The organism is Sporolactobacillus mangiferae, assembly GCF_023336505.1.
GTDB lineage: Bacteria > Bacillota > Bacilli > Bacillales > Sporolactobacillaceae > Sporolactobacillus > Sporolactobacillus mangiferae.
The window spans coordinates 36914-59473 of record NZ_JAMAST010000007.1; the positions used below are offsets into that span (position 1 = coordinate 36914).

The following is a 22560-nucleotide window of genomic DNA, read 5'->3' on the forward strand; positions in this document are numbered from 1 at the left end:
GATTAACTGCCTCCTCCGGAAATGATCGCCTGAAGGAAAATACTGAAGCGAGACCAGAAATGATGTGCTTTCTGATTTTTTTTCGGTTGAAAATAGACTGGTAATGCTGTCAATGTCTGTTTGCCGATAACCACATTCATACGACCGGCCGGTGATCCAGGCTGCCAATTTTTTGCTTTTTCTGGTTTAAGCAGGTAGAGATTTTTCTTTAATTTCTTCTGTTCTTTACCCGTCAATGGCAATACAACGGATCGGTGCACATAAAGCCTGTTCTGGTAAAATGAATGAACATGTGCTTTTAATTTTCCTTTTTTCACCACTTGAACCGGCCTGAAACGTGCAAATGCCCATTCGAACAGATCCTGATGGTCTTTCCAGTCATCGCCGTCATTTAACGTTACAGCAACAAGATTTAAATGATTTTTTGAAGCAGTCGAAATCAGAGTACGTCTTGCTTTTTTCGTAAATCCGGTTTTCCCGCCCGTTGCGTATTTATATAAGCGCAGCATTTTGTTTTTATTTTTCCAGACGCGCACATTTTCTTTGTTCGTTGCAGGTGCGCGGTACAATTTAGTTCCCGCGATTTTTCTGAATTGAGCATTGTCCATTGCATAGCGTGTGAGAAGCGCCATATCGTATGCCGTAGAGTAATGATTCGGATCTTCCAGTCCGTTGGGATTCGCAAAATGTGTACGTGACATACCGAGCGTTTTTGCACGCTGATTCATCAACAAGACAAATCCTGAAACACTTCCACCCACAGCCTCGGCAATCGCCCGTGATGCATCATTCCCCGATCGCAGCATCAGACCGTAGACAAGATCGCGAAGCTTGATTTTTTCTCCGGTTTTCAGGTAAATGGATGAACCTTCCGTCTGAATGGCTTCTTGACTAACCGTCACCGTTCGATCCATTTTTCCTGACTCAATAGCCAGAATTGCTGTCATCACTTTTGTAATACTTGCGATCGATAATTTTTCTTTATCATTGTGGCGAAAAAGCACCCGTCCTGAAGCTTGATCCATAAGCACAGCAGCCTGTGCAGACACTTTAGGTGCCGCCGCTTGCGACCTATACGGATAAAACGTGAAAATCAGTACAGAGCATAAGAGGCAAAAGAAAACACCCTTCATCTTATTCTTCAACAATTCCATCCCCTGTTCTGCTCCAATCGGATGAATTTAGCAAGGGGTAAAAGAGCCGGGAAGAAATCAGGCAAAGAGCGTTGGTGCTTTTTCATGTATAAGTCATGCTGCAAGTTCCCGGATTTTTGGACACCCTTGATAACAAGTTATGCCGGGACAAGCAGAATATGAATTTAGATCAGGAATCGGTGGAATAATAAACTCAATCCGTCTCTCTTTCTGGGTTTCATCGGCCACTATTGCACGCTATGCCGATATTTACAGATTAACTGAGTGGTATTTTACAGGTCTTTAATTGTCTCTTTGTATTGATCGTAAAACAGATCATAGGCATCGATCTGCTCGTTCTGATCCCTCATTATTTCTGAAAGAGGTGGAAGTTCACTTAGATCATGGAGACCAAAGTAGTCAAAAAAAACAGGCGTTATACCATAAAGAATTGCTCTGCCGCTGCCCTCAGCTCTTCCGACCTCTTTAATCAGTCCTTTGACAACTAACGTCTGAAGCGCACGTTCCGATTTAACGCCGCGTATTTCTTCGATAGCAATGCGTGACACCGGCTGCTTATATGCAATGATAGCCACTGTTTCAAGTGCCGCCTGTGAAAGCGGTGCTGCCTTCGGAATCACAGCAAACCGTTCCGCATACTTAGCGATGAATGGTTTCGTTGTCAGTCGATATCCGTTGGGAAAATCGGCAATCATTAACCCACTTGATTCGTTTGCTTCATATTCTTGTTTCATGCGTGTAACAGAATGGATGATTTCCTGAGGTGTACATTCGGGGAGTACCTTATTAATCTGCTCAATCAGTACTCCTTCTTCACCTGTCAAATAAAGAAGTCCTTCAATAATTGAACGAATTTTCTCCGGCTTCAAAATGATCGGCTCCTTCCCCTAAATTGATCAGGATATCATCAAAATTATCCTTTTGCAGGCAGACAATCGCATTCATTTTCATTAACTCCAGCAGTGCCAGAAAAGTGACGATCAGATGTGTTCGGTCAGGATAAGGACATATATTCTTGAACGATAAAGCATGATCAGCGGTTTTTAACTTTTGCATAACTGACGTCATCTGCTGACCGATCGGCAATATCTGGCGATCAATTTTCGTATTCAGCGGTTTTTCCAGTTTCACTCTTAAAAGTAAACGTTGAAATGCTCTTACCATATCACCAACGGTCGCACGGCCTGACAACGGCATATTTTTCAGGTCATTATGTTCATAGGCAGTGAGATCCGATGCTGGCTTGGCAAACAGCTGCAGGCGCGCCTGCTCATTGTTTTTTAACGTTGCAGCGGCATCTTTAAATTTACGGTAATCGATCAGCTGCTGCATTAACGCTTCCCGCGCCTGCTCAGGATCTTCATAAGTATCGTTCTCCTCGCCGGTCGACAATTCAGGTCTCGGAAGCAGCATTCTGCTTTTCATGGCAATCAGCGTTGCAGCCATTAATAAATATTCGCTTGCAATATTTAATTCTAATTTTTGCATATGATGAATAAAATCAAGATACTGGTCCGTAATCTCTGCAACCGGAATATCATAAATATCAATCTCAAATTTCTTAATCAGATGCAGAAGTAAATCAAGAGGACCCTCAAAAGCATCGATCTTCACTTTATATTCCATGCTTTATCCTCCGGATTTCAAACTTAATCATGATCGATCAGGCATAGATCAGAAAATCAGTGAATCCGCCTTTAGGGTATCTTGGTTTTACAAGGCCCCTTTGCGAGAGCGGAATTTCTGCATTGCGTGCGGAATTTACGGAAGCATGCGTTGCATGTCAAAAAAAAGAAAACCGTTAAGCGTTGGTTTCCTTTTCCTGATCCTCATTAAAACACTTGTCAAAGTAAGGTTTGATGGTCTGAGAAGGAAGTACCCGGATTTTTTTCCCGACTATTTCCCCCAGTGCCAAGATCATTTTTTTCCCGACTCCTTCAGCACGATAAGAAGGGGTGACACTGATATGTTCAATAATGGCTTCATGATCAGAAGTCATTTGAATTCCGATCACACCCACTATATCTTCGTCGTCTTTCCATAAAAACAACTGCCAGCGCTCATCTTCTTCGTAACGCTTGATGGTTTCCATAAGCGGTTTAAGTTCTTTCAAAGATGGGACAAAAGACAGCAAGCCCATGGCTATCTTTTCATAACTCTTTTTATAGTGAATCAGCATTTTGAACCCCTCATACCTATGAGATAACGAAACCTTCGATCGTTCACTTTCTATATTATAACCAAAAGTGCAGGCCTGTGCACCCATTCGTAAAACCGTGTCCTCCTGAAGTAAGGTTAATGCAGCTGATTTTATTTATAGCAGGACAGATTTTTCAAAGGTATATCCTGACGGATCAGATCTTCATACGTTTCTCTTCGGACAGCCAGCGTCGCATTGCCGGATTCAACAAAAACGACAGCGGGATTTACCAGACGATTATAGTGACTGGCCATCGAATACCCATATGCGCCTGTTGAAAAAACGGCGATAAGGTCTCCAGCGCCGCAGTTTTTAGGCAGAACAGCGTCCTTGATTAAAATATCTCCGGATTCACAGCATTTCCCCGCAATTGAAACATGGGTGTCTGCCGGATCTGCTGCCTTATTTGCGCAAATTGCCCAATATTGCGCCTGATAAAGTGAAGGCCTGATGTTGTCTGACATACCTCCATCCACTGCAAGATATTTGCGAACGCCGATTATGTCTTTAGAAGCACCTGCTGTATATAAAGTCGTCCCCGCCTCGCCGACAAGCGACCTGCCCGGCTCAATCCAAATCGCAGGCATCTTCAAACGGTAGCGTGTGCATTCTTCCGCTGCCGTGTTTACAATAGTATCAATATAATCTTCTATGGCAAGCGGTTGGTCATCCTGTGTATAACGAATGCCAAATCCGCCACCTACATTAAGAACTTCCAGATGGAACGCAAGATCCCGCGTCCACTTATAAGCATGCTCCATCATGAGCCTGATTGCTCCGGCAAACCCGTCTCTTTCGAAGATTTGCGATCCAATATGGGAGTGGATTCCTTTCAAGTCAAGATGAGGCGCCTGAAGTGCCTGTTTTACCGCACGATCTGCCATACCGTTTCCCAGGTTAAACCCAAACTTGGATGCATCCTGACCAGTCATAATAAACTCGTGAGTATGTGCTTCTATTCCAGGCGTAACTCGAAGAAGAACGGCAACCGTTTGTTTGCGCGCTGCACACATGCTCTCCAGACGTTCGAGTTCGAAAAAGTTATCAACAATCACTGCACCGATTTTCGCATCCAAAGCCATGGCAAGTTCTGCGTCCGATTTATTATTGCCATGAAAATGAATACGCTTCGGAGCCATGCCCGCTTTTAAAGCTGTATACAGTTCCCCGCCAGAGACAACATCAAGCAGCAAGTCTTGTTCTTCAATAAGCTGGATCATGGCAATCGTTGAGAATGCCTTACTGGCGTATGCGATCTGCCAGTTTAAGCCATCATGCCTGCGAAAGGCATGCTTGAATTCATCTATTTTATTTTTAATCAGCGCTGTATCATAAACGTACAACGGCGTACCAAATTCTTCCGCTAAATCGGTTGTATCAACACCACCGATACTGAGATGTCCACGATCATTAATCATTTGCGTGCCGAACAAATTAAATCCTCCCCCAATGCACAGAGAAACGATTTTACGAAAGCAGACATTTGGTAAACAACCCCTGTACATACCAATATTCCCAGCTGCTTTTTTCGCACCTGTCACAAGCAAAATTTTAGTGCTAGTTTATCATGATTTACATGCAATGGCAAGGCAGTGCGTCAGCTTTTTGCTTTCTTTGATTTTGGCTGACGGTATTCTTCCAGAGGACGAACAATACTGGGACGTGTTACCGAAGTTGGCAATGCACGGCGAATCAGAATGTTATACAGCCCGGTGGGATTAAACGGGATGAACGGCCACAGATAAGGTGTGTTTAAATTGCGTACATGTGCAAGATAAATAATGAATAGTGTGGATGCAAGCATAAAACCGGGCACATGAAACAGCCCGACAGCAAGAATCAGCACAATACGCGTCATTTTATTTGCCAGTTGCAGTTCATAGCTTGGCGTAGCAAAACCGCCAATTGCAGCAACCGAGGTATAAAGAATGACCTCAGTTACAAATATGCCAGCTTCAATCGCGATTTGTCCGATTAAAACTGCGGCAATGAGTCCAAGTGCGGTTGATAAAGAGGTCGGCGTATGTATGGCAGCCAGACGAAGTGTCTCTATTCCTACTTCTGCAATAAGAATTTGTATAAGAAGCGGTATATGGTAATCTCTGGAATTAGGGCCGATGAAATTCAGATAATCCGGCAATAAGTGATCCTGAACGAGCAAGAGCCACAGAGGGACCAGAAATAGTGATGAAAGTATTGCCAAAAAGCGAAACCAGCGAAGCAGCGCGCCCGATGCAGTCACTTGGCGATACTCCTCCGCATGCTGAACATGATGAAAAAGTGTGGTCGGCATAATCATGACACTTGGCGAAGTATCTGTGATCATCACCACGTGACCTTCAAGCAAGTGCGCTGCGGCCACATCTGGTCGACCGGTATAGCGAACCAGCGGGAAGGGGTTCCATCCCTGCTTTAAAATAAATTCTTCAATCGCATTATCTGCCATTGGGATGCCATCAACATTGATTGCACTTAATTCCTTGCGAAGGGTTTTGACCAGACCGGGATTGGCAACATCTTTCAAGTAACAGAGACAGACATCCGTCTTAGAGCGTACACCTATTTGCGTAAGTTCACAGCGAAAACGCGGATCGCGGATTCTTCTCCTGATTAACCCTGAGTTTTCAATAATATTTTCAGTAAATCCATCCTTAGAACCGCGAACCACTTTTTCCACATCCGGTTCCTGCGGTTGTCTGCCCGGATAATGGCGAAGATCAATACATAAGCCTTTAGACTCACCGTCAATCAGAAAAACAATTCGCCCAGTCAATATTTTGTCAACAGTGTCATTGATCGTATCAATTTCCTCAACCTGCTCATGAACAAGATGCTGCTTAATCACTTGAAAAACATCGGCGATTTTGCTGTGGTCATTGGAAAGGCGCATAAACTCGCGCATCATGACAACAAGTATGCTTGAATCAACTAAACTGTTTGTATAATAGATACTGCATTTCCGACTAAGCACACTGATTTGCCGCACCCCAATATCAAAATTATGAGGTCCAAAGTCAAGAATTTCCTGCATTTTTTTGTCGTTTTCTGCAATATCCTGACTAAGCAGTATTTTTTTAAATTGATTTTCCATAAATCCGGCCCCTTTTAAAAACTGCTTACTCAGCCTTTCGGTTTAAAAAATAACGCAACTAAAAAACCGAATAAGATCGCTGATGTTATTCCTGAAGATGTCAGTTTAAAAATCCCCATGGCAATGCCCAGATATCCATGTTCATGTCCCTCTGACATGGCCCCATGCAGCAGTGAGTGACCGAAACTGGTAATGGGGACAGTCGCACCCGCTCCGGCAAAATCAATCAGTCGATCATAGATTCCAAAAACATCCAGGAAGGCGCCAATCACAACAAATGAGGCAACGACGTGAGCCGGCGTGAGCTTAAAAACGTCGATCAGTAACTGACCAACAACACAAATCGCACCGCCAACAAGAAAAGCGTAAAGAAAAATCACGATTCCGCCCCCTCCTTTACTGATTCCAGCAGTACTGCATGAGCGATGCAGGGAATAGTTTCTTTCTCCTTGGGCGTCGAACTGTTAAGAAGTGCACCTGTTGCAACGACAAGCACCCGGTTCAGCGACTTTTCCGCCAACCGATTGTACAGGTATCCATAAGTAACAACGGCTGAACATGCGCAGCCGCTTCCTCCTGCATTAACTGGCTGATCCGGTGTATAGATCATGGTCCCGCAATCCTGATGAACATTGGTTATATCCATACCCTTCTCAAGCAATAGCTCATCAAGAATCGGCGCACCAACACTTGAAAGATCACCGGTAACAATTAAATCATAATCTTCCGGTTTTCGGCCGGTGTCCTGAAAATGAGTCCAAATTGTATCTGCGGCTGCCGGCGCCATCGCCGTGCCCAGATTGCTTGCATCATCAATCCCCCAGTCAATCACACGACCGATCGTGGCCTCGCTGACACGTACCTTGCCTGGTTCTTTAGTAACGATGGCAGCGCCTGCTCCTGTGACCGTAAAGGTCTGTGTCAGTTTTGTCGGTCCTCCATACTCGGTCGGATACCGAAACTGCCGTTCTGCAGTGGCATTGTGACTGCTGACTGCGCAAAGCACATTATCGGCAAATCCGCTGTCAACCAGCTGAGCACTTGCTGCAAGAGTTTCCATCGACGTTGAGCAGGCGCCAAACATGCCAAGAAAAGGAACACGATGTTCACGGGCGATAAAATTCGAGGTCACTGTTTGGTCCATCAGATCACCTGCAAGAAATAGATCAATATCTCCCTCAGCCTTTCCTGCTTTTGCAAGACAAAAAGAAATAGCCCGGCGCATCAGCGACTGCTCAGCCTTAGCCCATGATTTTTCGCCGCAATCCAAATGTTCGAATTCCTTATCAAAGTTACCTGACAGCGGACCGCGTGCTTCTAAAGGCCCGACTGCGGTTCCCGTAGCGCCTAAATATATAGAGTGATTAAAACGCCAGGTTTGCCTGTTAATTTTACTCACGACTTCACATCCTTTCAAAAGACCTGTTCAATAAACAACCGGACGATGCCAAGAACCGCCGCAGATACGACACCGAAAACGATGACCTCTCCCGCCAGCTGAAACAGGTTTGTCGCGATTCCGAGGACAATCCCCTCACTTTTATGTTCGAGCGCACTGCTTGTGATTGAATTAGCAAAACCAGTCACCGGAACAATCGTTCCCGCTCCGGCGAATTTTGCAATTTTGTCATAGATGCCAAATCCGGTCATCAAGGCAGAGATAAGAATAAGCGTCGCAACAGTCGGATTTCCCGCCGTCTGTTTTGAGAAGTGAAAGATATTCATATAAAAAGTCTGAATGACCTGTCCGATTAAGCAGATGCTTCCACCCACCCAGAAAGCGTTAAGGCAGTTAGTGACATAGGGAAGCTTTGGCTGGTATGCCTTGACATTTTCCTTATAATTTTTGGGATCGTTTAGCATGATTGTTATCTCCCTTCAGATCTGTAGCTGAATTTTAGTATTTGTCAAGCGCTGTTAATTATGCTTAGACTTTTTTGCATGAATAAATTGTATTAGAAAGACTAGGTTACACCTAGTCTTTTGCAGCCGATCTTGTTTTGACGGACACTCCAGTTGTTCGCTTGCCGCGGGCGCCAGCGCACCTCCGCTTTGATTCTCGACAAGACACTGGTTTATGGGTTTTCATATGGGTCAAAATCTTATACTTTCTTTATGAGAAAAACCGGGCAAAAACGCCCGGTCCTCCATCTCCGACCATGATTTATTGATTTATGCCCTTGGGTTGCATCATGGCTGCGGCTAATTTGCTGTACCAGCAAGGCGAAAGCTTACATTTTCATATTACAAAAAGCCAGACAGCCTATTCGGCCATCTGACTTTTTATCTCTTCAAGTATTTTCTTTTCAAGACGGGATACCTGGACCTGCGAAATGCCCAGCCGCTCTGCGACTTCTGTTTGTGTCTGATCTTTAAAATATCGTAAATAGACAATCAGTTTTTCTCGATCATTCAGCTGTTCAACCGCTTCGCGTACCACCATTTGATCAAACCATTTTGTACTTTCATGATCTGAAATCTGATCAAGGATTGTGATCGGATCTCCGTCGTTCTCAAAGACGGTTTCGTGAATTGAAGAAGGCGCACGTATCGCTTCCTGAGAAAGAACGATATCTTCCGGCGAAAGCTCAAGCGCCTCGGCAAGCTCACCAACAGTTGGATTTCTGCCGAACTTCTTCGAAAGCTCATCCTTTTTTTTCCTGACTTTAATGCCTGTCTCTTTTAATGAGCGACTAACTTTGACTGCACCGTCATCACGAATGAAGCGCTGAATTTCTCCGATAATCATGGGGACCGCATAGGTCGAAAATCGAACATCATAAGAAAGATCAAATTTATCCACCGATTTAAGCAGCCCAATACATCCAATCTGAAATAGATCATCCAGTTCATAGCCTCTGTTCATAAAGCGCTGAACAACGGACCAGACAAGACGCATATTTTTCTGAACAAGACGGTCGCGTGCCTCATGATCGCCTGACTGGCTCTGCTTAATCAATTGTTTGACTTCATTATCGTCAAGCAGCGGCTCTTTAGACACCATTTTCCGATCAAGCTCCATTTGCATATCTCCCTACTTGCATACTGCTCGATTTCGGGCAATTTCTTTGGTCATGATGATTGTCGTCCCTTTACCTGCCTCCGTCTCTATCACGACATGATCCATAAAGTTCTCCATAATGGTAAATCCCATACCAGACCTTTCCAGTTCAGGCTTTGTTGTAAAAAGCGGCTGTTTCGCGCGTTCAACGTCACTTATACCCACACCGTCATCATGGACCTCCAAAGTGACCATTTCATTTTCAATTGAAGCTTTTATCGTCACTTTTCCAGCCCCACTGTTTTCGTATCCATGAATGATACAGTTCGTGACTGCTTCTGAAACAACCGTTTTAATTTCGGTAAGCTCATCCAAAGTAGGATCAAGCTGAGCAACAAATGCTGCTACCGTCACGCGCGCAAATGATTCATTTTCGCTGACTGCAGTGAATGTTAAAGTCATATCGTTTCTCATCATGCCACCCCCAGCGTATGAAGCGCATAGTCTTCATCTGTTTCCAGACGGATAATTTTAAACATGCCGCTTAATTCAAATAAACGGCGCACAGATGGCGAAATTGAGCAGACCACCATTTCTCCCCCAAGTCCGGAAATTCTTTTATAACGGCCGAGAATGACACCAAGACCTGAACTGTCCATAAACGTAAGTTTGCCAAGATTGAGCAAAATGTGGTGAACCGGTTCTTCATCCATGACACGATTGACGTTTTCTCGAAGTTCATCAGCGGTGTGGTGGTCGAGTTCACCTTCAAGACGAATACACAGCACACCATATTTGACTTCTAAATTCATTTTCAAACTCATAGCAGTCTCTCCCCTCCCAGAATGAAAATAATACCTGGTCATGAAACCCCCGATTGTTCAGTCAGGATAACTAGCCAAAGCCAATACTCGTTAATACTAGTTTCTCTCTTTTCTTTTCAATTCCTGCTGCGCGACAGAACTAGTGCCCATTCGGCAAAACAGGTGAACAACTGCCAAAAACCACCCGTATCGATTAATGGGTGAGGATTGTCCCTGCACTTCTTTTAAATAGTTGCCACCATGATGCACGTTTAACATTCTCTTTAACCATTAAAGGAGTTTTTGAAACAACCTTTCCTTTCTTTTTGACGATATAATAGCCGACCACTGTTCCTGATTTTATCGGCGCCTTCAAAGTTCCATTTAATTTCACGGATTTTTTCAGGCCCGAAGAACGTTCTCCCTTTTTAAGCAGCACCACAACGGGCTTCTCTGTCACAATTGGCACTTCATCATGATCCCCTTTTCTGACTTTGGCGATTGCAACTGTTTTATTTTTTTTAACCAAAGCTTTCGTTTCATACGAGGCGAACGCCTGATTCATTAATCCGGAAATTTCTTTATTTCGTTCTTTTGGTGTGGGGGCCCCCATCACGACGGCAACGACACGCATCCCGTTTCTTTTCGCTGTCGCGGTCAGGCAGTATTTTGCTTCATTTGTAAATCCGGTCTTCAGTCCGTCTGCACCGGGATAAGACTTAATCAGCTTATTTGTATTAACAAGCCAAAACTTTTTATCCGTGTTTTCTCTCAGATAGTCTTCATACTTTGACGTATATTGAAGAACTTGGGGATAATTCAGGAGCGCGCGTGCCATCACTGCCATATCATGTGCGCTTGTGTAATGATTTTTCGTTGGCAGTCCGGTAGGATTGACAAAATGTGTTTGTGACATGCCAAGTTTTTGGGCTTCCTGATTCATTCTGGCAACAAAAGCTTTCTCAGAGCCCGCAAGATGTTCAGCCATGGCAACCGAAGCGTCATTGGCAGACGCGATACAGATTGCTTTAAGCATCTCGTCGACTGTCATTGCCTCACCAGGCTCAAGAAAGACCTGTGAGCCCCCCATCGATGCAGCATGCTCACTGACCTCGACTTTATCGTTTAATGAGATCTGATGACTCTTAATCGCCTTAAAAATCAGCAGAAGCGTCATCACCTTGGTCATGCTTGCAGGCGGGAGTTTTTTATTTTCATTTTTTTTGTATAAAACTTTCCCTGTATCCTGCTCGATAACGATTGCCGATTTCAGTTTGCCAGACTCACTTTCTGCATTTTCCTTCTTTTCAGCAAGTGCTGATGCTGACGGAAGCAAGGATGCCAAAAGAAGGGTAGCACAGACCAGCCAAGCCATAAATGCCTTCATGAAAAAACCTCCTCACTATGATCGTTATCATTCTGTCCATGAAAGACTCTTTTATACGAAATCTAGTGAGAAGATTGAGATTTTAGGTTAATGAACTTTATTTTTCCTTTACTGGCAAGGCCGCACCCAGGGATCAAGCGGTTAAAAGCGGCACAAAGTGAGACAAAAAATCAATAGTAAAGTTGAAAATCGACTTTATGCATAAGGCATAAGGTGCCTGACTGTATGTCATCTATTAAATCGAACGAATAACCGACTTAATCAGATCTGTAAAATCTGCCTTGACACGGTTAGCTGTCTCAATGACTTCCTGATGTGACAATGGCTGATTAAGAATACCAGAAGCCATATTCGTAATACATGAAATACCCAGCACATCCAGTCCGAGATGGCTGGCTGCTGTCACTTCCGGGACTGTTGACATACCGACCGCATCTGCACCGATCACGCGCATCATGCGTATCTCGGCAGGCGTTTCATACTGTGGCCCGTGTGTTGCCAGATAAACGCCTTCTTGAATATGTATGCCTAAACGCTTGGCCGCATTTTTTGCCTGAAGGATCAGTTGCTGACTGTAGGCATGGGACATATCCGGAAAACGAGGTCCCATTTCATCATTATTCGGACCAATCAGCGGGCTTGATCCGAGCATGTTAATATGATCAGTGATCAGCATTAAATCACCGGGGCGAAATGCGGTGTTGATGCCGCCACATGCATTTGTGACAATGAGTTGATGAATGCCCATCGCACGCATCACGTAAACGGGAAAAGCTACCTGATTAAGTGAATAGCCTTCATAATGATGATAGCGTCCCTGCATGGCAACGACTGTTTTCCCTTCTAGCTTGCCAATGACAAATTGGCCTTTATGTCCTTTAACTGTCGGCTCTGGAAAATGGGGCAGGCTCTGATATGGGATTCGGTCACCGCCTTCTATTTCGTCTGCAAGGTCACCCAATCCTGAACCAAGAATTAAACCAATTTCAGGTTTTTTGACCGTCATTTTTCTTAATTGCTCCATTACATCATCAATAGATTTCATAATCAATCGCTCCAATTTTTGTGATCATTTAGCTTTTTGCAAGCGGATGATATCGATTATAAAGCTCCTTCAGCGGAACACGATTCAGGTGCATATATCGGGAGGCTGAGGATACAAGTGCACGTCCCATTAATTCATCTACAAAATCAAGCGGTGCACCATTTTGGAGCAGGTGCGCAGTGAGTGACTGGCGCAACGTTTCCGGCGAAATCGGAACAGGAAGTGCCGCTGATTCCGCATGATTTCTGAGAATTTTCCAGAGGCCCTGCCTTGTCAGACGCTTACCTGACCGATTGGTAAAAAGCGGCTGATTAATATCCGGTGCCGCATTTTTTTGCTCCCATTCAGTTATGTATTCGCGTAACGCAGTAATCGCAGAAATGTTCAGAGGAAGAATCCGCTCCGTCCCTTTTTTCCCGACACATCGAATAAATTCCAAGCTCAAATTGACATGACCGTGGTCCAATCGGATGCATTCAGAAGCTCGCATGCCGGTCGCATAAAGCACTTCAAGCAGCGCCCGATCACGTTTCCCAATTCGTGTGTGCGGACTGGGCGCGCGGAGCAGCAAATAAATTTGTTCTGTTGTAAGCAAAGCGGGAAAATGGCTATGCGCTGCTTTCGGTACGCTTAACGCATACGCAGGATCAGAAGATGTTAAATGGCTGCGGAACAGAAAACGATGAAATCCTCGAAGCGCCGCAGCTTTTCTTGCCAAGGTCGCGGGTGCACAACCGGAATCTTTGAGCTGATACAGGTAGTTCATCAATTGAACCTCAGTAACATCCTCCCAGTCTGTGCACTGTTTTATTTCCCTCAGATAACGGACATATTGCAACAGATCGCTTTGATAGGCCTCAACCGTGTTTTTCGACAAGTCACGTTCATGCTGCATCGCATCTAAAAAATTGTCAATCGTTTTTTTCAATCGCTTATTCTCCGTCTCTTAGAAATTCAAAAAAACGTGATAAAACATAGTCTTCTTCTCGCTCATAGGCCCCCGGATTTTTTCCCGTTTGTGTCTGATCCACTTTGACAGCTCCTGATCCTGGTTCATCGTAGCGATGTGTCTTCTCCAGATGCTGATCCATCCATGTCATGCCAAGATAGAATATTGCTGTGAACAAAACAAACCATGCACAGATTTTCATTAGATCGATTATGCCATAAAAATATCTCATTATTGATTCCCCGCCTGTCCCAATTAAAATGGCTCGTTGCCATTATATGAATCATGGAGGCGATCCATTTCACAAAAAGAGATGTTTTATGGTCAAAATGAAAAAACAGTCTGATCAAACCTCAGGCTGTCTAAGAAAAACGTCTATACTTTTTCAGTTTCCTGCTCAAATTCTTTTTCTTTGCTTAAACGATTTTCTTCTTCATGTTTTTCCAGACATTGATGACAAATACCATGAAAAGTCAGCCGGTGGTCCTTCACCTTAAAATGCCATCTGCGTTCAACCACTTTTTCAACCTCACCAAGCAGATCCTCCTGTATCTCATCCACGGATCCACATTCAATGCATACGAGGTGATGATGGAAGTGGCTGGCACCTTCACGGCGCAGATCATAGCGCGAAACACCATCGCCAAAGTTGATTTTATCAACGATTTTTAATTCGGCCAGCAGTTCAAGTGTGCGATATACAGTAGCGAGACCGATTTCAGGTGCTTTCTCTTTAACGAGAAGGTATACATCTTCAGCGCTGAGGTGATCTTGCTCATTTTCCAGCAAGACTCTGACGGTCGCTTCTCGCTGAGGCGTCAGCTTATACTTCTGCGCGTGAAGCTGTTTCTTAATCCGATTGATCCTGCCTTCCATGCAAGCCCCTCCTCTGCAGCGAGAACGGCACAAACAAATCGGCAATTTACGGAAAAAAATCAATTGTCGATTATTATGATGCTGTGTCGTAGAATTGAAACATGATAGGTACTTCATGTAACAGCTAAATTATAATCCTTATTGATAACAGTGTCAATTATATATAATTATTGTAAAATTATAATCATTATATTTTGTAATTTTCATTTGTGATTTTTTATGATATAAAAAGTCGGATTAATACGGGCGATACATAGGCTTCATATCCTGATGCCGCCGCCGCGATAAAACTTGTACTTGCTAAAATCAGAGCATAACTGATAAATTGAGGCAGCATGGGCTGTTTTCTCGTTCTCATTAAAAGCTGACGAATCATTTTCAGAGAAAAAGCGACTGACAATACAGTCAGAAACAAATTATTAGGGATCATCAACAAATTTTGTGGGAAAATGCTGACGAGTACAGCCATTAACCCATTGATTCCCATCTGGCTAACAAGAAAACCGACAGTAAAACCGAGAAACAAACCTCTGACAAAAATGAGCAGAAATATAAGTGGAAGACCAATCACCGAAAGACCAAGGACCCAAATCAGGATAAGAAACTGAAGATCATTAAAGAAGCTCTCCTTAAATAAAGATCTGGGACTTGCGATCTGATTTTTTGCAAGTTCACCGAAGAACTGCTGTACATAATGAAGTAAATCGCTCTTCGCCTCATAAGGAAGACAGTTTACGACAATGGCTCCAAAAATGATGCCCATGAGCAGCAGTCCGGTAACAAACGTATATAATGATAGGTATTCACGGATATGCTGCTGCGCCAATTTTTTAAATCGTTCTGCAATCATTTTGCCGCCCCCCGACACGTCAATCAACTGAAATCTATAATTTCATTCTATGATAGATTTTCAAATCTATGATCAAGTCGAGAGAGAACGATACATTCATTATTGCAGGGCACGTAATTGCAGGAACTGAACAGCATAAACAGATTTTGCATCATAAATCTGGCATTTTTTCACCATCTCAACCGCTTCATTAGTATTTACCGTACAGACTTCAAGAAATTCATCCTGATCCAGGTTCTGCTTTCCTTTGATGAGCGTGTCTGTGTAATAAATATGGAGCAGTTCATCTGAGAATCCCGGTGATGAATAAAAGGACGCAATCTTCTTCATTTTTTCACATCGATACCCGGTTTCCTCCTCTAGTTCACGCATAGCTGAATCATCAGGATTTTCCCCAGGCTCCAGTTTTCCTGCGGGAATTTCATAGATAATTCCGTTTAGCGGATATCGATACTGTCGCACAAGCAGTAATTTTCCTTCATCATTTACGGCAATCACCGCGACAGCTCCCGGGTGTTTGACCACTTCGCGTGTTGATTCTTCTCCATTCGGGAGCTTCACTTGATCAACATACAAGTGAACAATACGTCCGTTAAAGATTTCTTTTGAACTGATCTTTGTTTCTGTCAAACCGTCCATTTTCTGCACTTCCCTTATTCATAAAGTTTCAGACAGCTACTTAAAATTACACTTGATGTTTTTCGGAACTGGGATTACTATGTACCTACCTCTTATAATTTTATCACATGCTTTCGCTTACATGAATGAGTCATTCACGTAAATGACGCACTGCTTCTCCCTGATCTTAACTGATTGCTTTTTTCAAGTGACAAAAAGGCATGCCCGGTTTTTCTTATTGATGTATACTGATTAGACTGACACCAATGATACTGATGATGGAGATCAAAATAATGAATGAACAGACTGAGAAGGCCCACCACATTTCCGAAAAGAAAGTACCGCATTTATTTCGCCCGATTTATCAATCAAAGGCATTTCGCGCATTATGGATTGGAAACACACTCTCCGTATTCGGCTCTTCCATTACCGGGATCATTGTTCCCATCCTTGTATACTCACTGACACAATCGACGGTCTCAATGGGTTTCGTCATGACTGCCTATATGCTGCCTAATGTGATTATTTTACCGTTTGCAGGAATTATCGTCGACAAAATAAACCGCGCAAAACTGATGCGCCTGACCGATCTGATCCGATGCGCAATGGCATTCTCAATTATGACACTTGCTTTCAATCATTTGCTGACCATTCACATGATGATGTTCATTGCAGCAATCCTTGGGACTATGGATGGTCTGTTCCAGCCAGCTTTTTCAGCAATGAGAGCGACCATTTTCACATCTGAAATACGTACCTCTGCCAACGCATTAAATCAGTTAAGTGTTCAATCGATGCGGCTGATCGGACCGGCGCTTGGTGGACTGATTGTTGCTGTTTGGTCAGCGCCAATCGGATTCGCCATTGACGGGTTAACCTATCTGATCTCATTTGTCTGCCTCCTGTATCTGACAAAAGAAGGGGAAATTCAGACCGACACTGCTCGGACGAACAGCACTTCTTTTCTTCAGGACTGCTTTGGGGGCTTTGAAGTGATTAAAAAAAACACCTGGCTGTGGGTCACCATCTTAGCCTTCAGTCTTATTAATATTTGCACAACAGGCATATCCGCGATTATCCTGCCATGGCTGCTGAATGTTCATGATCAATTTCCGTCTTATATATATGGGCTTGTTATGTCTTTTCAGGCAGTCGGAGCCGCTCTGGCCGCATTTATTTTCGGTATGCGCAAAGTCTGGAGGCATCGCGGCTGGATTGCCTATCTGGGCATTGCAGCTGGAGGATGCGCATTCCTGATTATGCCGCTGATCCATAGTTCAGCAGCGATCATGCTGCTCATGATGGTGGAAGGCTATGGAAGCATGACCTTCGGACTGATATGGGAAACAAGTCTTCAGGAACTTGTCGAACCTGAAGCATTCGGTAGGGTCGCAAGCATCGATATGCTCGGTTCGTTTGCATTGATTCCAGCCGGTTACATGTTCACCGGCTGGTTCGCGGACGCTGTGGGCAGCATCACCGCAATGCTTCTATTAAGCATGCTTACCTTGCTGTTCATTGCACTCAGTTTAAGCATTCCTGCCATTCGACATTTTGATTAGAGCTAGAGAATATTTTGGGCAAATCGTTTGCATCTGTTATTGACACTTCGCTTATTAATCAACAATTTTCGTTTGGAAAATCGCCTTCATATGCTTCAAGAAAAGTTCATGCTGATCCGTAAACGTAGCCATTCCCTTTCGATGGGCAATTGTCTGATAGCCTCTGGAATAGGCACCATATGCTGTCAGAAAATCGCAGATGTCGGTACAAACGCCTGTCAGATGAACGACATGAACACCAAATGCTTTCAGACGTTCATCAAGATCTGTACGTACAAACGCATCATATTCCGGTTTAGGAATATACTGCACATTGGGACTTTGCCGATGGTTTTTATACCACTCGTGAAGCGCTCCGTACAGTTCCGCTCCGTGCGTCCCTTTCACATTATGCGGCGGCCAAAGCTGAAAATGCGGATCATCTGCTTCATGCGCATCCATGCAGAAGAAAATCGGATTTCTGTGTTTCAGAAACTGCTCCGCAAGGTTCACAATATAGGGCACGATTGCCTGGGCAGGTGCTCCTGCTGTCAGACTGCCGTGATCGTCCACAAAATCATTGCTCATATCAATAATAAGAAGTGCCTCTTTGTCCATAGTGATCCCCCAAATCCTGCACTTTTTTCACAGAATGCCCGCAAGCTTCTCAGTTGCTCATTATTAATTATTCGCATATCTAATGAATGACGTTGCTACCCACCCGGCGCCGTAAATCAGATTTTTTCAGCAGACTTTTATCCATGTTTCTGATGTGCACAATCCGAATGACAGCTTAAAAAATGTATGCTTTCAATTTGTATGGTTGAATGATCAAGGTGATAATTACCAAGCAGACTCTCAATCTTTTCCAATAATTGATCACGATTCACATTTTCCTTAACTGTTACATGGCAGCTGAGCGAGAAAAATCCGGATGTGATCGTCCATATATGCAGATCATGCACACCGTCCACCCCTTCAAGGGCCTGAATGGCGCGGCGTACATCTTCAATATCAATATGATCCGGCTTGGATTCCATCAATATATTAATCGCATCTCGAGCAACGCCCCACCCACTCTTTAATATGATTACGGAAACAACAATACTGGCAATCGGATCTGCCAAATTCCATCCAAAAAAAATAATCAGCATTGAAGCAATAATAGCACCGATGGAGCCAAGAAGATCGCCGATCACATGAAGAAAGGCGCTTCGCACATTTAAATTGTCCTTTTCCCTGCTCCGCATAAGAATGACCGCAACAACTATATTAACAAGCATACCCAAAAAGGCGATGACCATCATCTCTCCGCCGGCAACTGATACCGGACGTCTGATCCTCAAAATGGCTTCAATGACAATCCAGAATGAAATGACCAGGAGCAACACGCCATTAAACAGCGCAGCAAGTATCTCAAATCGTCTGTAACCAAAGGTCTTGCGATTATTCACCGGAACTTTTGCCCCAACAAGCATGGCAATCAAACTAAATCCTAATGAGACGGCATCGCTAAGCATATGCCCTGCATCTGAGATCAGTGCAAGGCTGTGGCTTAATAATCCGCCAATCATCTCAACAATCATAAATCCGGTAATAATCAGAAAACTAAACAACATGACTGTTTGATTGTCCGCATGATGACTAAGGCCAGATTCATGATTGTGCTTAAGCTTTGATTTCTGCGCCATTTCCGAACCACCTCTTTATATACGTATGAGCTGCTTTGTGCTAAGGTTTGTATGCAGTGCTTCATTTATTAAGGTTAAGCTAATTGTGATTTTCACAACATATGATCGTTCGTTCATATGTTAAGTATCTATTTTTTCATCTGAACTGTCAATGCTTGTGATGAAAAACAACCGATTCAGTCCTGTCTATTAGAAGAGGAGGTATCATGTGAAACTTTCCGGAATTCATCATTGCGCCATCATCACAGCCAACTATGCGCGTGCCAGACATTTTTATGTCACTGTATTAGGATGCACAGTCATTCAGGAGACATTTCGTAAGGAACGCAACTCATATAAGCTCGATCTTTCCATTGGAGACGGAGGCCAAATTGAGCTTTTTTCTTTTCCAAATCCTCCGGCGCGCCTGACACAGCCAGAAGCTTGCGGTTTGCGTCATCTTGCCTTCGCAGTTAGAGATATTGCCAGCACGGTTAATGAACTTAAAGATAAAGGCGTAGAAACTGAGCCTGTTCGGGTGGACCCCATTACCGGAAAGCGTTTCACCTTTTTCCGAGATCCGGATGACCTGCCGCTTGAACTTTACGAATGTTAGATTTCCATATATCAGGAAAGTGATACCCGTGATAAAATAAAATAGATTGATTTTCTATGGAGGAGGAAATGCAGTGAGTATTCATATTGAAGCAAAGCATGGGGAAATCGCGGATCGAATTCTCCTTCCCGGCGACCCGCTGCGTGCCAGGTATATTGCGGAAACTTATCTGGACAATAGTTTTCAGTACAATAGCGTTCGCGGCATGCTCGGATTCACAGGTACATACAAAGGAAAGCGAATTTCCGTTCAGGGAACCGGAATGGGTATCCCATCTATTTCAATTTACGTCAATGAACTGATTCGCAGTTATGACGTGAAAAAGCTGATCCGTGTCGGCACATGCGGCGGAGTTCGGGCTGATGTCCATGTACGTGACGTCATCCTGGCCATGTCATCCGCCACAGATTCTGCTGTAAACCACAGCCTTTTTCCGAATATTGATTATGCGCCTACCGCTGATTTTGCGCTGCTACATGAAGCTTACCGAATTGGCAGCAAATTAAAGGTCCCCTTACATGCAGGGTCGATTCTGTCCGCAGACGTGTTCTATCGTGACAGCATGGATATTGTAAAAAAACTCGGCGAATACGGTATTCTGGCAGTTGAAATGGAAACATCGGCACTTTATACATTAGCTGCCAAATATGGTGTTCAGGCGCTGACCATTCTTACAGTCAGCGACCATATCTTCTCTGATGAACCGGACACAACAGCAGCAGAACGGCAGACAACATTTAATGACATGATCAAAATTGCCTTGGACACTGCGATAGCTGACTAAATGATTCTTACAAATTAGAGAAAGCAATGATCTGCCTATGAGAATGCCGGACAGTTTCATTGTTTTTTTATTCTCTAACTGTTTTTGTTAATCATTTTTCTGATCATTTTCCGCAATTCATATTGAGAAAAGCTAGAATCCTTCCATGTAGTCTTTATTTTAGCCTTTCAAAATAGTCCATCAGGATTTTTCCGTGGTTCCTAAGCAATCGTTTCGGCACTTTTTCTTTTGTCCTGAATTCAAAGCCTGCCGATTCCTCAGGATCTATCTGCCACTCAGCACTTAGCAATTCCGCTTCATATGCAATCGTCACCGGATAATAGAGATCGCCATTTTTCGCAATTGAAGGAACCTGTGCACCTGAATATACTTGAAACAGTTGCAAATTACCGATCAATATCCCTGCCTCTTCTTGAAATTCGCGGACAACTGTTTCTTCAGCAGACTCGCCTAGCTCCATGAGACCGCCCGGAATGCCCCAGCTGCCCCTTGGATACGTTCGTTTCTGGAGCAAAACGGCACCCGTCTCATCGTGAATAAGCGCAACCGCACCAACAAGAATAACCGGATCATGGCCTATTTTACTTCTCAGTTCCTGTATATACCCCATTCGTCCTCCGCCTCCCCTTTCATGAAGCGATCATTGTTTTCGCAATTGAATCAATTGGTAAACACGTGTCACAATGACTTTGCAAACAGCATATAAGGGGATAGCCAGCAGCATACCGATGATTCCCGCCAGGTTTCCGGCAACAAGCAGAATGCAGATAATTGTCAAGGGATGAATATCCAGTTTTCTGCCCATGACAAGCGGTGAAATTACATTACCTTCAATCTGCTGAACAACAGTGACACCGATGATTACATACAGAGCCAGAATCGGAGACTGGATAAATGCAACGATCAATGCCGGAATCGTTGCGATCAGTGAACCAATAAACGGAATGACATTTGTAAACAAAATGACAAGAGCAAGCACAAGCGAATAATTCAATCCAATAATAACATACCAAATATAGATGAAAACAAAGTCAAAAAGAAGAACAATCATTTGTCCCTGTATATAGCCGCTGAGTGCTTGATCCATATCTTTAAGGATTTCACTTGCCTTCTCCCGGTGTTCATCAGGAATCAATTTCATAATACCGCGAGAAATACGGTCACCGTCTTTAAGAAAATAGAATAGAATAAACGGTACCGTTGCAATGATCAGCACCGTGCCGGTAATCGACTGGATGATTGACAAAATATTATTGCCTACAGTAGTTGCCATCGATGAAAGCGATTGAGAAAACCGATTTGTAAAATCAAGAAAAGAAATTTCATCTAAGTGCATCTTAGAAAATAACTCGCTTTGCTGAAAACTGATCAGCTGATCGCTCAGCTGCTGGATCAGCCCCGGCATGCCGGTGATTAAAGATAAAAACTGATTATAGAGCAGTGGTCCAAAATTAAAAATGAGCAAAACGATTAAACCGATGACTGCCAGATAAATAATGAGTATGGCAACGACTTTGGGCACTCTGAGGCGAATCAGGCCACGTACAAGCGGTCGAAGCAAATAATAGAGCAATCCAGAGATAATCAGAGGCGCAGCAAGCGACGTGAACAAGATTCCCACCGGTTTTAAAATAAACGTGAGTCTCGAACCCACCATAAGAATTACTAGAATCAGCAGCACCCAGACTGCAAAGCGAAAATATTTTGATTTTGGCATGCGCATTCCCCTATCTATCAATAAACCAATAAACCACCATCATAACAGATGTTCTTTTCACATTTTACCCCATTTCTTATTTAATAATCCAATAGAAATCATAAACAGGCGAAAAACTATGAACCTATAGATCAATGTGTACCATCATTTAAGAATAGAGAGTCGGCAAATTTTCATCCAAAATCATGGTACGTACTTTAGTCTGTTTCTTATTTCACGCACCATAAGAAACGGACCAGACATGATGTTGCTTTATTG

General features: G+C 43.6%; 26 protein-coding genes. 3 read left to right on the top strand and 23 right to left on the bottom strand.

Features of this window, described 5'->3' with window-relative positions; genetic code table 11:
• Positions 1–2 precede the first annotated feature (2 nt).
• The 19 genes from M3N64_RS07845 to M3N64_RS07935 form a co-directional block, all read right to left on the bottom strand.
• On the bottom strand, positions 3–1154 hold the full coding sequence (locus M3N64_RS07845) for a D-alanyl-D-alanine carboxypeptidase family protein (protein ID WP_249100677.1): 1152 nt from the start codon (positions 1152–1154) through the stop codon (positions 3–5).
• Positions 1155–1426: 272 nt separating this feature from the next.
• On the bottom strand, positions 1427–2023 hold the full coding sequence (scpB, locus tag M3N64_RS07850; protein ID WP_249100679.1) for an SMC-Scp complex subunit ScpB: 597 nt from the start codon (positions 2021–2023) through the stop codon (positions 1427–1429).
• Complete coding sequence (locus tag M3N64_RS07855) at positions 1992–2780, bottom strand: segregation/condensation protein A (protein WP_249100681.1); 789 nt, start codon at positions 2778–2780, stop codon at positions 1992–1994. Before M3N64_RS07855 ends, scpB begins: the two co-directional genes overlap by 32 nt.
• A 175-nt stretch (positions 2781–2955) precedes the next feature.
• Positions 2956–3333 (bottom strand): GNAT family N-acetyltransferase, encoded by a 378-nt coding sequence (locus M3N64_RS07860; protein WP_249100683.1) that lies wholly within the window; start codon positions 3331–3333, stop codon positions 2956–2958.
• A gap of 131 nt (positions 3334–3464) precedes the next feature.
• On the bottom strand, positions 3465–4787 hold the full coding sequence (lysA, locus tag M3N64_RS07865; protein ID WP_249100687.1) for a diaminopimelate decarboxylase: 1323 nt from the start codon (positions 4785–4787) through the stop codon (positions 3465–3467).
• A gap of 164 nt (positions 4788–4951) precedes the next feature.
• The gene (locus tag M3N64_RS07870) at positions 4952–6445 is read right to left on the bottom strand and encodes a spore germination protein (protein WP_249100690.1); all 1494 of its coding nucleotides are present in this window, start codon (positions 6443–6445) and stop codon (positions 4952–4954) included.
• 29 nt (positions 6446–6474) lie between these two features.
• Positions 6475–6825 (bottom strand): stage V sporulation protein AE, encoded by a 351-nt coding sequence (gene spoVAE, locus M3N64_RS07875; RefSeq protein ID WP_249100692.1) that lies wholly within the window; start codon positions 6823–6825, stop codon positions 6475–6477.
• Positions 6822–7844: a stage V sporulation protein AD gene (gene spoVAD, locus M3N64_RS07880; RefSeq protein ID WP_249100695.1), complete on the bottom strand. Its 1023-nt coding sequence runs from the start codon at positions 7842–7844 to the stop codon at positions 6822–6824. The genes spoVAE and spoVAD overlap by 4 nt, the downstream gene beginning before the upstream one ends.
• 14 nt (positions 7845–7858) lie before the next feature.
• Positions 7859–8308, bottom strand: coding sequence for a stage V sporulation protein AC (gene spoVAC / locus M3N64_RS07885; protein WP_249100698.1), 450 nt, complete (start codon positions 8306–8308; stop codon positions 7859–7861).
• Between the two features lie 400 nt (positions 8309–8708).
• Positions 8709–9467 (bottom strand): RNA polymerase sporulation sigma factor SigF, encoded by a 759-nt coding sequence (gene sigF / locus M3N64_RS07890; RefSeq protein WP_249100701.1) that lies wholly within the window; start codon positions 9465–9467, stop codon positions 8709–8711.
• A 12-nt stretch (positions 9468–9479) separates the two neighbouring features.
• The gene (gene spoIIAB / locus M3N64_RS07895) at positions 9480–9920 is read right to left on the bottom strand and encodes an anti-sigma F factor (RefSeq protein ID WP_249100705.1); all 441 of its coding nucleotides are present in this window, start codon (positions 9918–9920) and stop codon (positions 9480–9482) included.
• Positions 9920–10270 (bottom strand): anti-sigma F factor antagonist, encoded by a 351-nt coding sequence (gene spoIIAA / locus M3N64_RS07900; protein ID WP_249100708.1) that lies wholly within the window; start codon positions 10268–10270, stop codon positions 9920–9922. Before spoIIAA ends, spoIIAB begins: the two co-directional genes overlap by 1 nt.
• A gap of 193 nt (positions 10271–10463) precedes the next feature.
• Positions 10464–11636: a D-alanyl-D-alanine carboxypeptidase family protein gene (locus tag M3N64_RS07905; RefSeq protein WP_249100711.1), complete on the bottom strand. Its 1173-nt coding sequence runs from the start codon at positions 11634–11636 to the stop codon at positions 10464–10466.
• 235 nt (positions 11637–11871) lie between these two features.
• The gene (locus tag M3N64_RS07910) at positions 11872–12681 is read right to left on the bottom strand and encodes a purine-nucleoside phosphorylase (RefSeq protein ID WP_249100714.1); all 810 of its coding nucleotides are present in this window, start codon (positions 12679–12681) and stop codon (positions 11872–11874) included.
• A 28-nt stretch (positions 12682–12709) separates the two neighbouring features.
• Positions 12710–13609: a tyrosine-type recombinase/integrase gene (locus M3N64_RS07915; RefSeq protein WP_249100717.1), complete on the bottom strand. Its 900-nt coding sequence runs from the start codon at positions 13607–13609 to the stop codon at positions 12710–12712.
• 4 nt (positions 13610–13613) lie between these two features.
• A complete protein-coding gene (locus M3N64_RS07920; protein WP_249100720.1) occupies positions 13614–13862 on the bottom strand; it encodes a DUF4227 family protein in 249 nt (82 codons plus the stop codon).
• 143 nt (positions 13863–14005) lie between these two features.
• On the bottom strand, positions 14006–14506 hold the full coding sequence (gene fur, locus M3N64_RS07925) for a ferric iron uptake transcriptional regulator (RefSeq protein WP_249100723.1): 501 nt from the start codon (positions 14504–14506) through the stop codon (positions 14006–14008).
• A gap of 217 nt (positions 14507–14723) precedes the next feature.
• Positions 14724–15356 carry a stage II sporulation protein M gene (gene spoIIM, locus M3N64_RS07930; protein ID WP_249100727.1) on the bottom strand — a complete coding sequence of 211 codons (633 nt, stop codon included), beginning with the start codon at positions 15354–15356 and terminating at the stop codon, positions 14724–14726.
• A gap of 99 nt (positions 15357–15455) precedes the next feature.
• The gene (locus tag M3N64_RS07935; RefSeq protein WP_249100730.1) at positions 15456–15995 is read right to left on the bottom strand and encodes an NUDIX domain-containing protein; all 540 of its coding nucleotides are present in this window, start codon (positions 15993–15995) and stop codon (positions 15456–15458) included.
• 272 nt (positions 15996–16267) lie between these two features.
• On the opposite strand from M3N64_RS07935, the gene M3N64_RS07940 reads away from it, so the two are divergent.
• On the top strand, positions 16268–17536 hold the full coding sequence (locus M3N64_RS07940; protein ID WP_249100733.1) for an MFS transporter: 1269 nt from the start codon (positions 16268–16270) through the stop codon (positions 17534–17536).
• A 54-nt stretch (positions 17537–17590) separates the two neighbouring features.
• On the opposite strand, the gene M3N64_RS07945 is transcribed toward M3N64_RS07940, so the two are convergent.
• Together M3N64_RS07945 and M3N64_RS07950 are read right to left on the bottom strand one after the other, a co-directional pair.
• Complete coding sequence (locus M3N64_RS07945) at positions 17591–18133, bottom strand: cysteine hydrolase family protein (protein WP_249100737.1); 543 nt, start codon at positions 18131–18133, stop codon at positions 17591–17593.
• A 137-nt stretch (positions 18134–18270) separates the two neighbouring features.
• Complete coding sequence (locus M3N64_RS07950; RefSeq protein WP_249100741.1) at positions 18271–19206, bottom strand: cation diffusion facilitator family transporter; 936 nt, start codon at positions 19204–19206, stop codon at positions 18271–18273.
• A gap of 208 nt (positions 19207–19414) precedes the next feature.
• On the opposite strand from M3N64_RS07950, the gene gloA2 reads away from it, so the two are divergent.
• Both gloA2 and deoD read left to right on the top strand, forming a co-directional pair.
• Entirely contained in the window at positions 19415–19801 is a 387-nt protein-coding gene (gene gloA2 / locus M3N64_RS07955; protein WP_249100745.1) for an SMU1112c/YaeR family gloxylase I-like metalloprotein, read from the top strand.
• 73 nt (positions 19802–19874) lie between these two features.
• Positions 19875–20585 (top strand): purine-nucleoside phosphorylase, encoded by a 711-nt coding sequence (gene deoD, locus M3N64_RS07960; protein WP_249100749.1) that lies wholly within the window; start codon positions 19875–19877, stop codon positions 20583–20585.
• A gap of 154 nt (positions 20586–20739) precedes the next feature.
• Here the strand turns inward: deoD and M3N64_RS07965 are convergent, their stop codons facing one another.
• Together M3N64_RS07965 and M3N64_RS07970 are read right to left on the bottom strand one after the other, a co-directional pair.
• The gene (locus M3N64_RS07965; protein WP_249100752.1) at positions 20740–21195 is read right to left on the bottom strand and encodes an NUDIX hydrolase; all 456 of its coding nucleotides are present in this window, start codon (positions 21193–21195) and stop codon (positions 20740–20742) included.
• Between the two features lie 30 nt (positions 21196–21225).
• Complete coding sequence (locus tag M3N64_RS07970) at positions 21226–22302, bottom strand: AI-2E family transporter (protein ID WP_249100755.1); 1077 nt, start codon at positions 22300–22302, stop codon at positions 21226–21228.
• Positions 22303–22560: the final 258 nt, after the last annotated feature.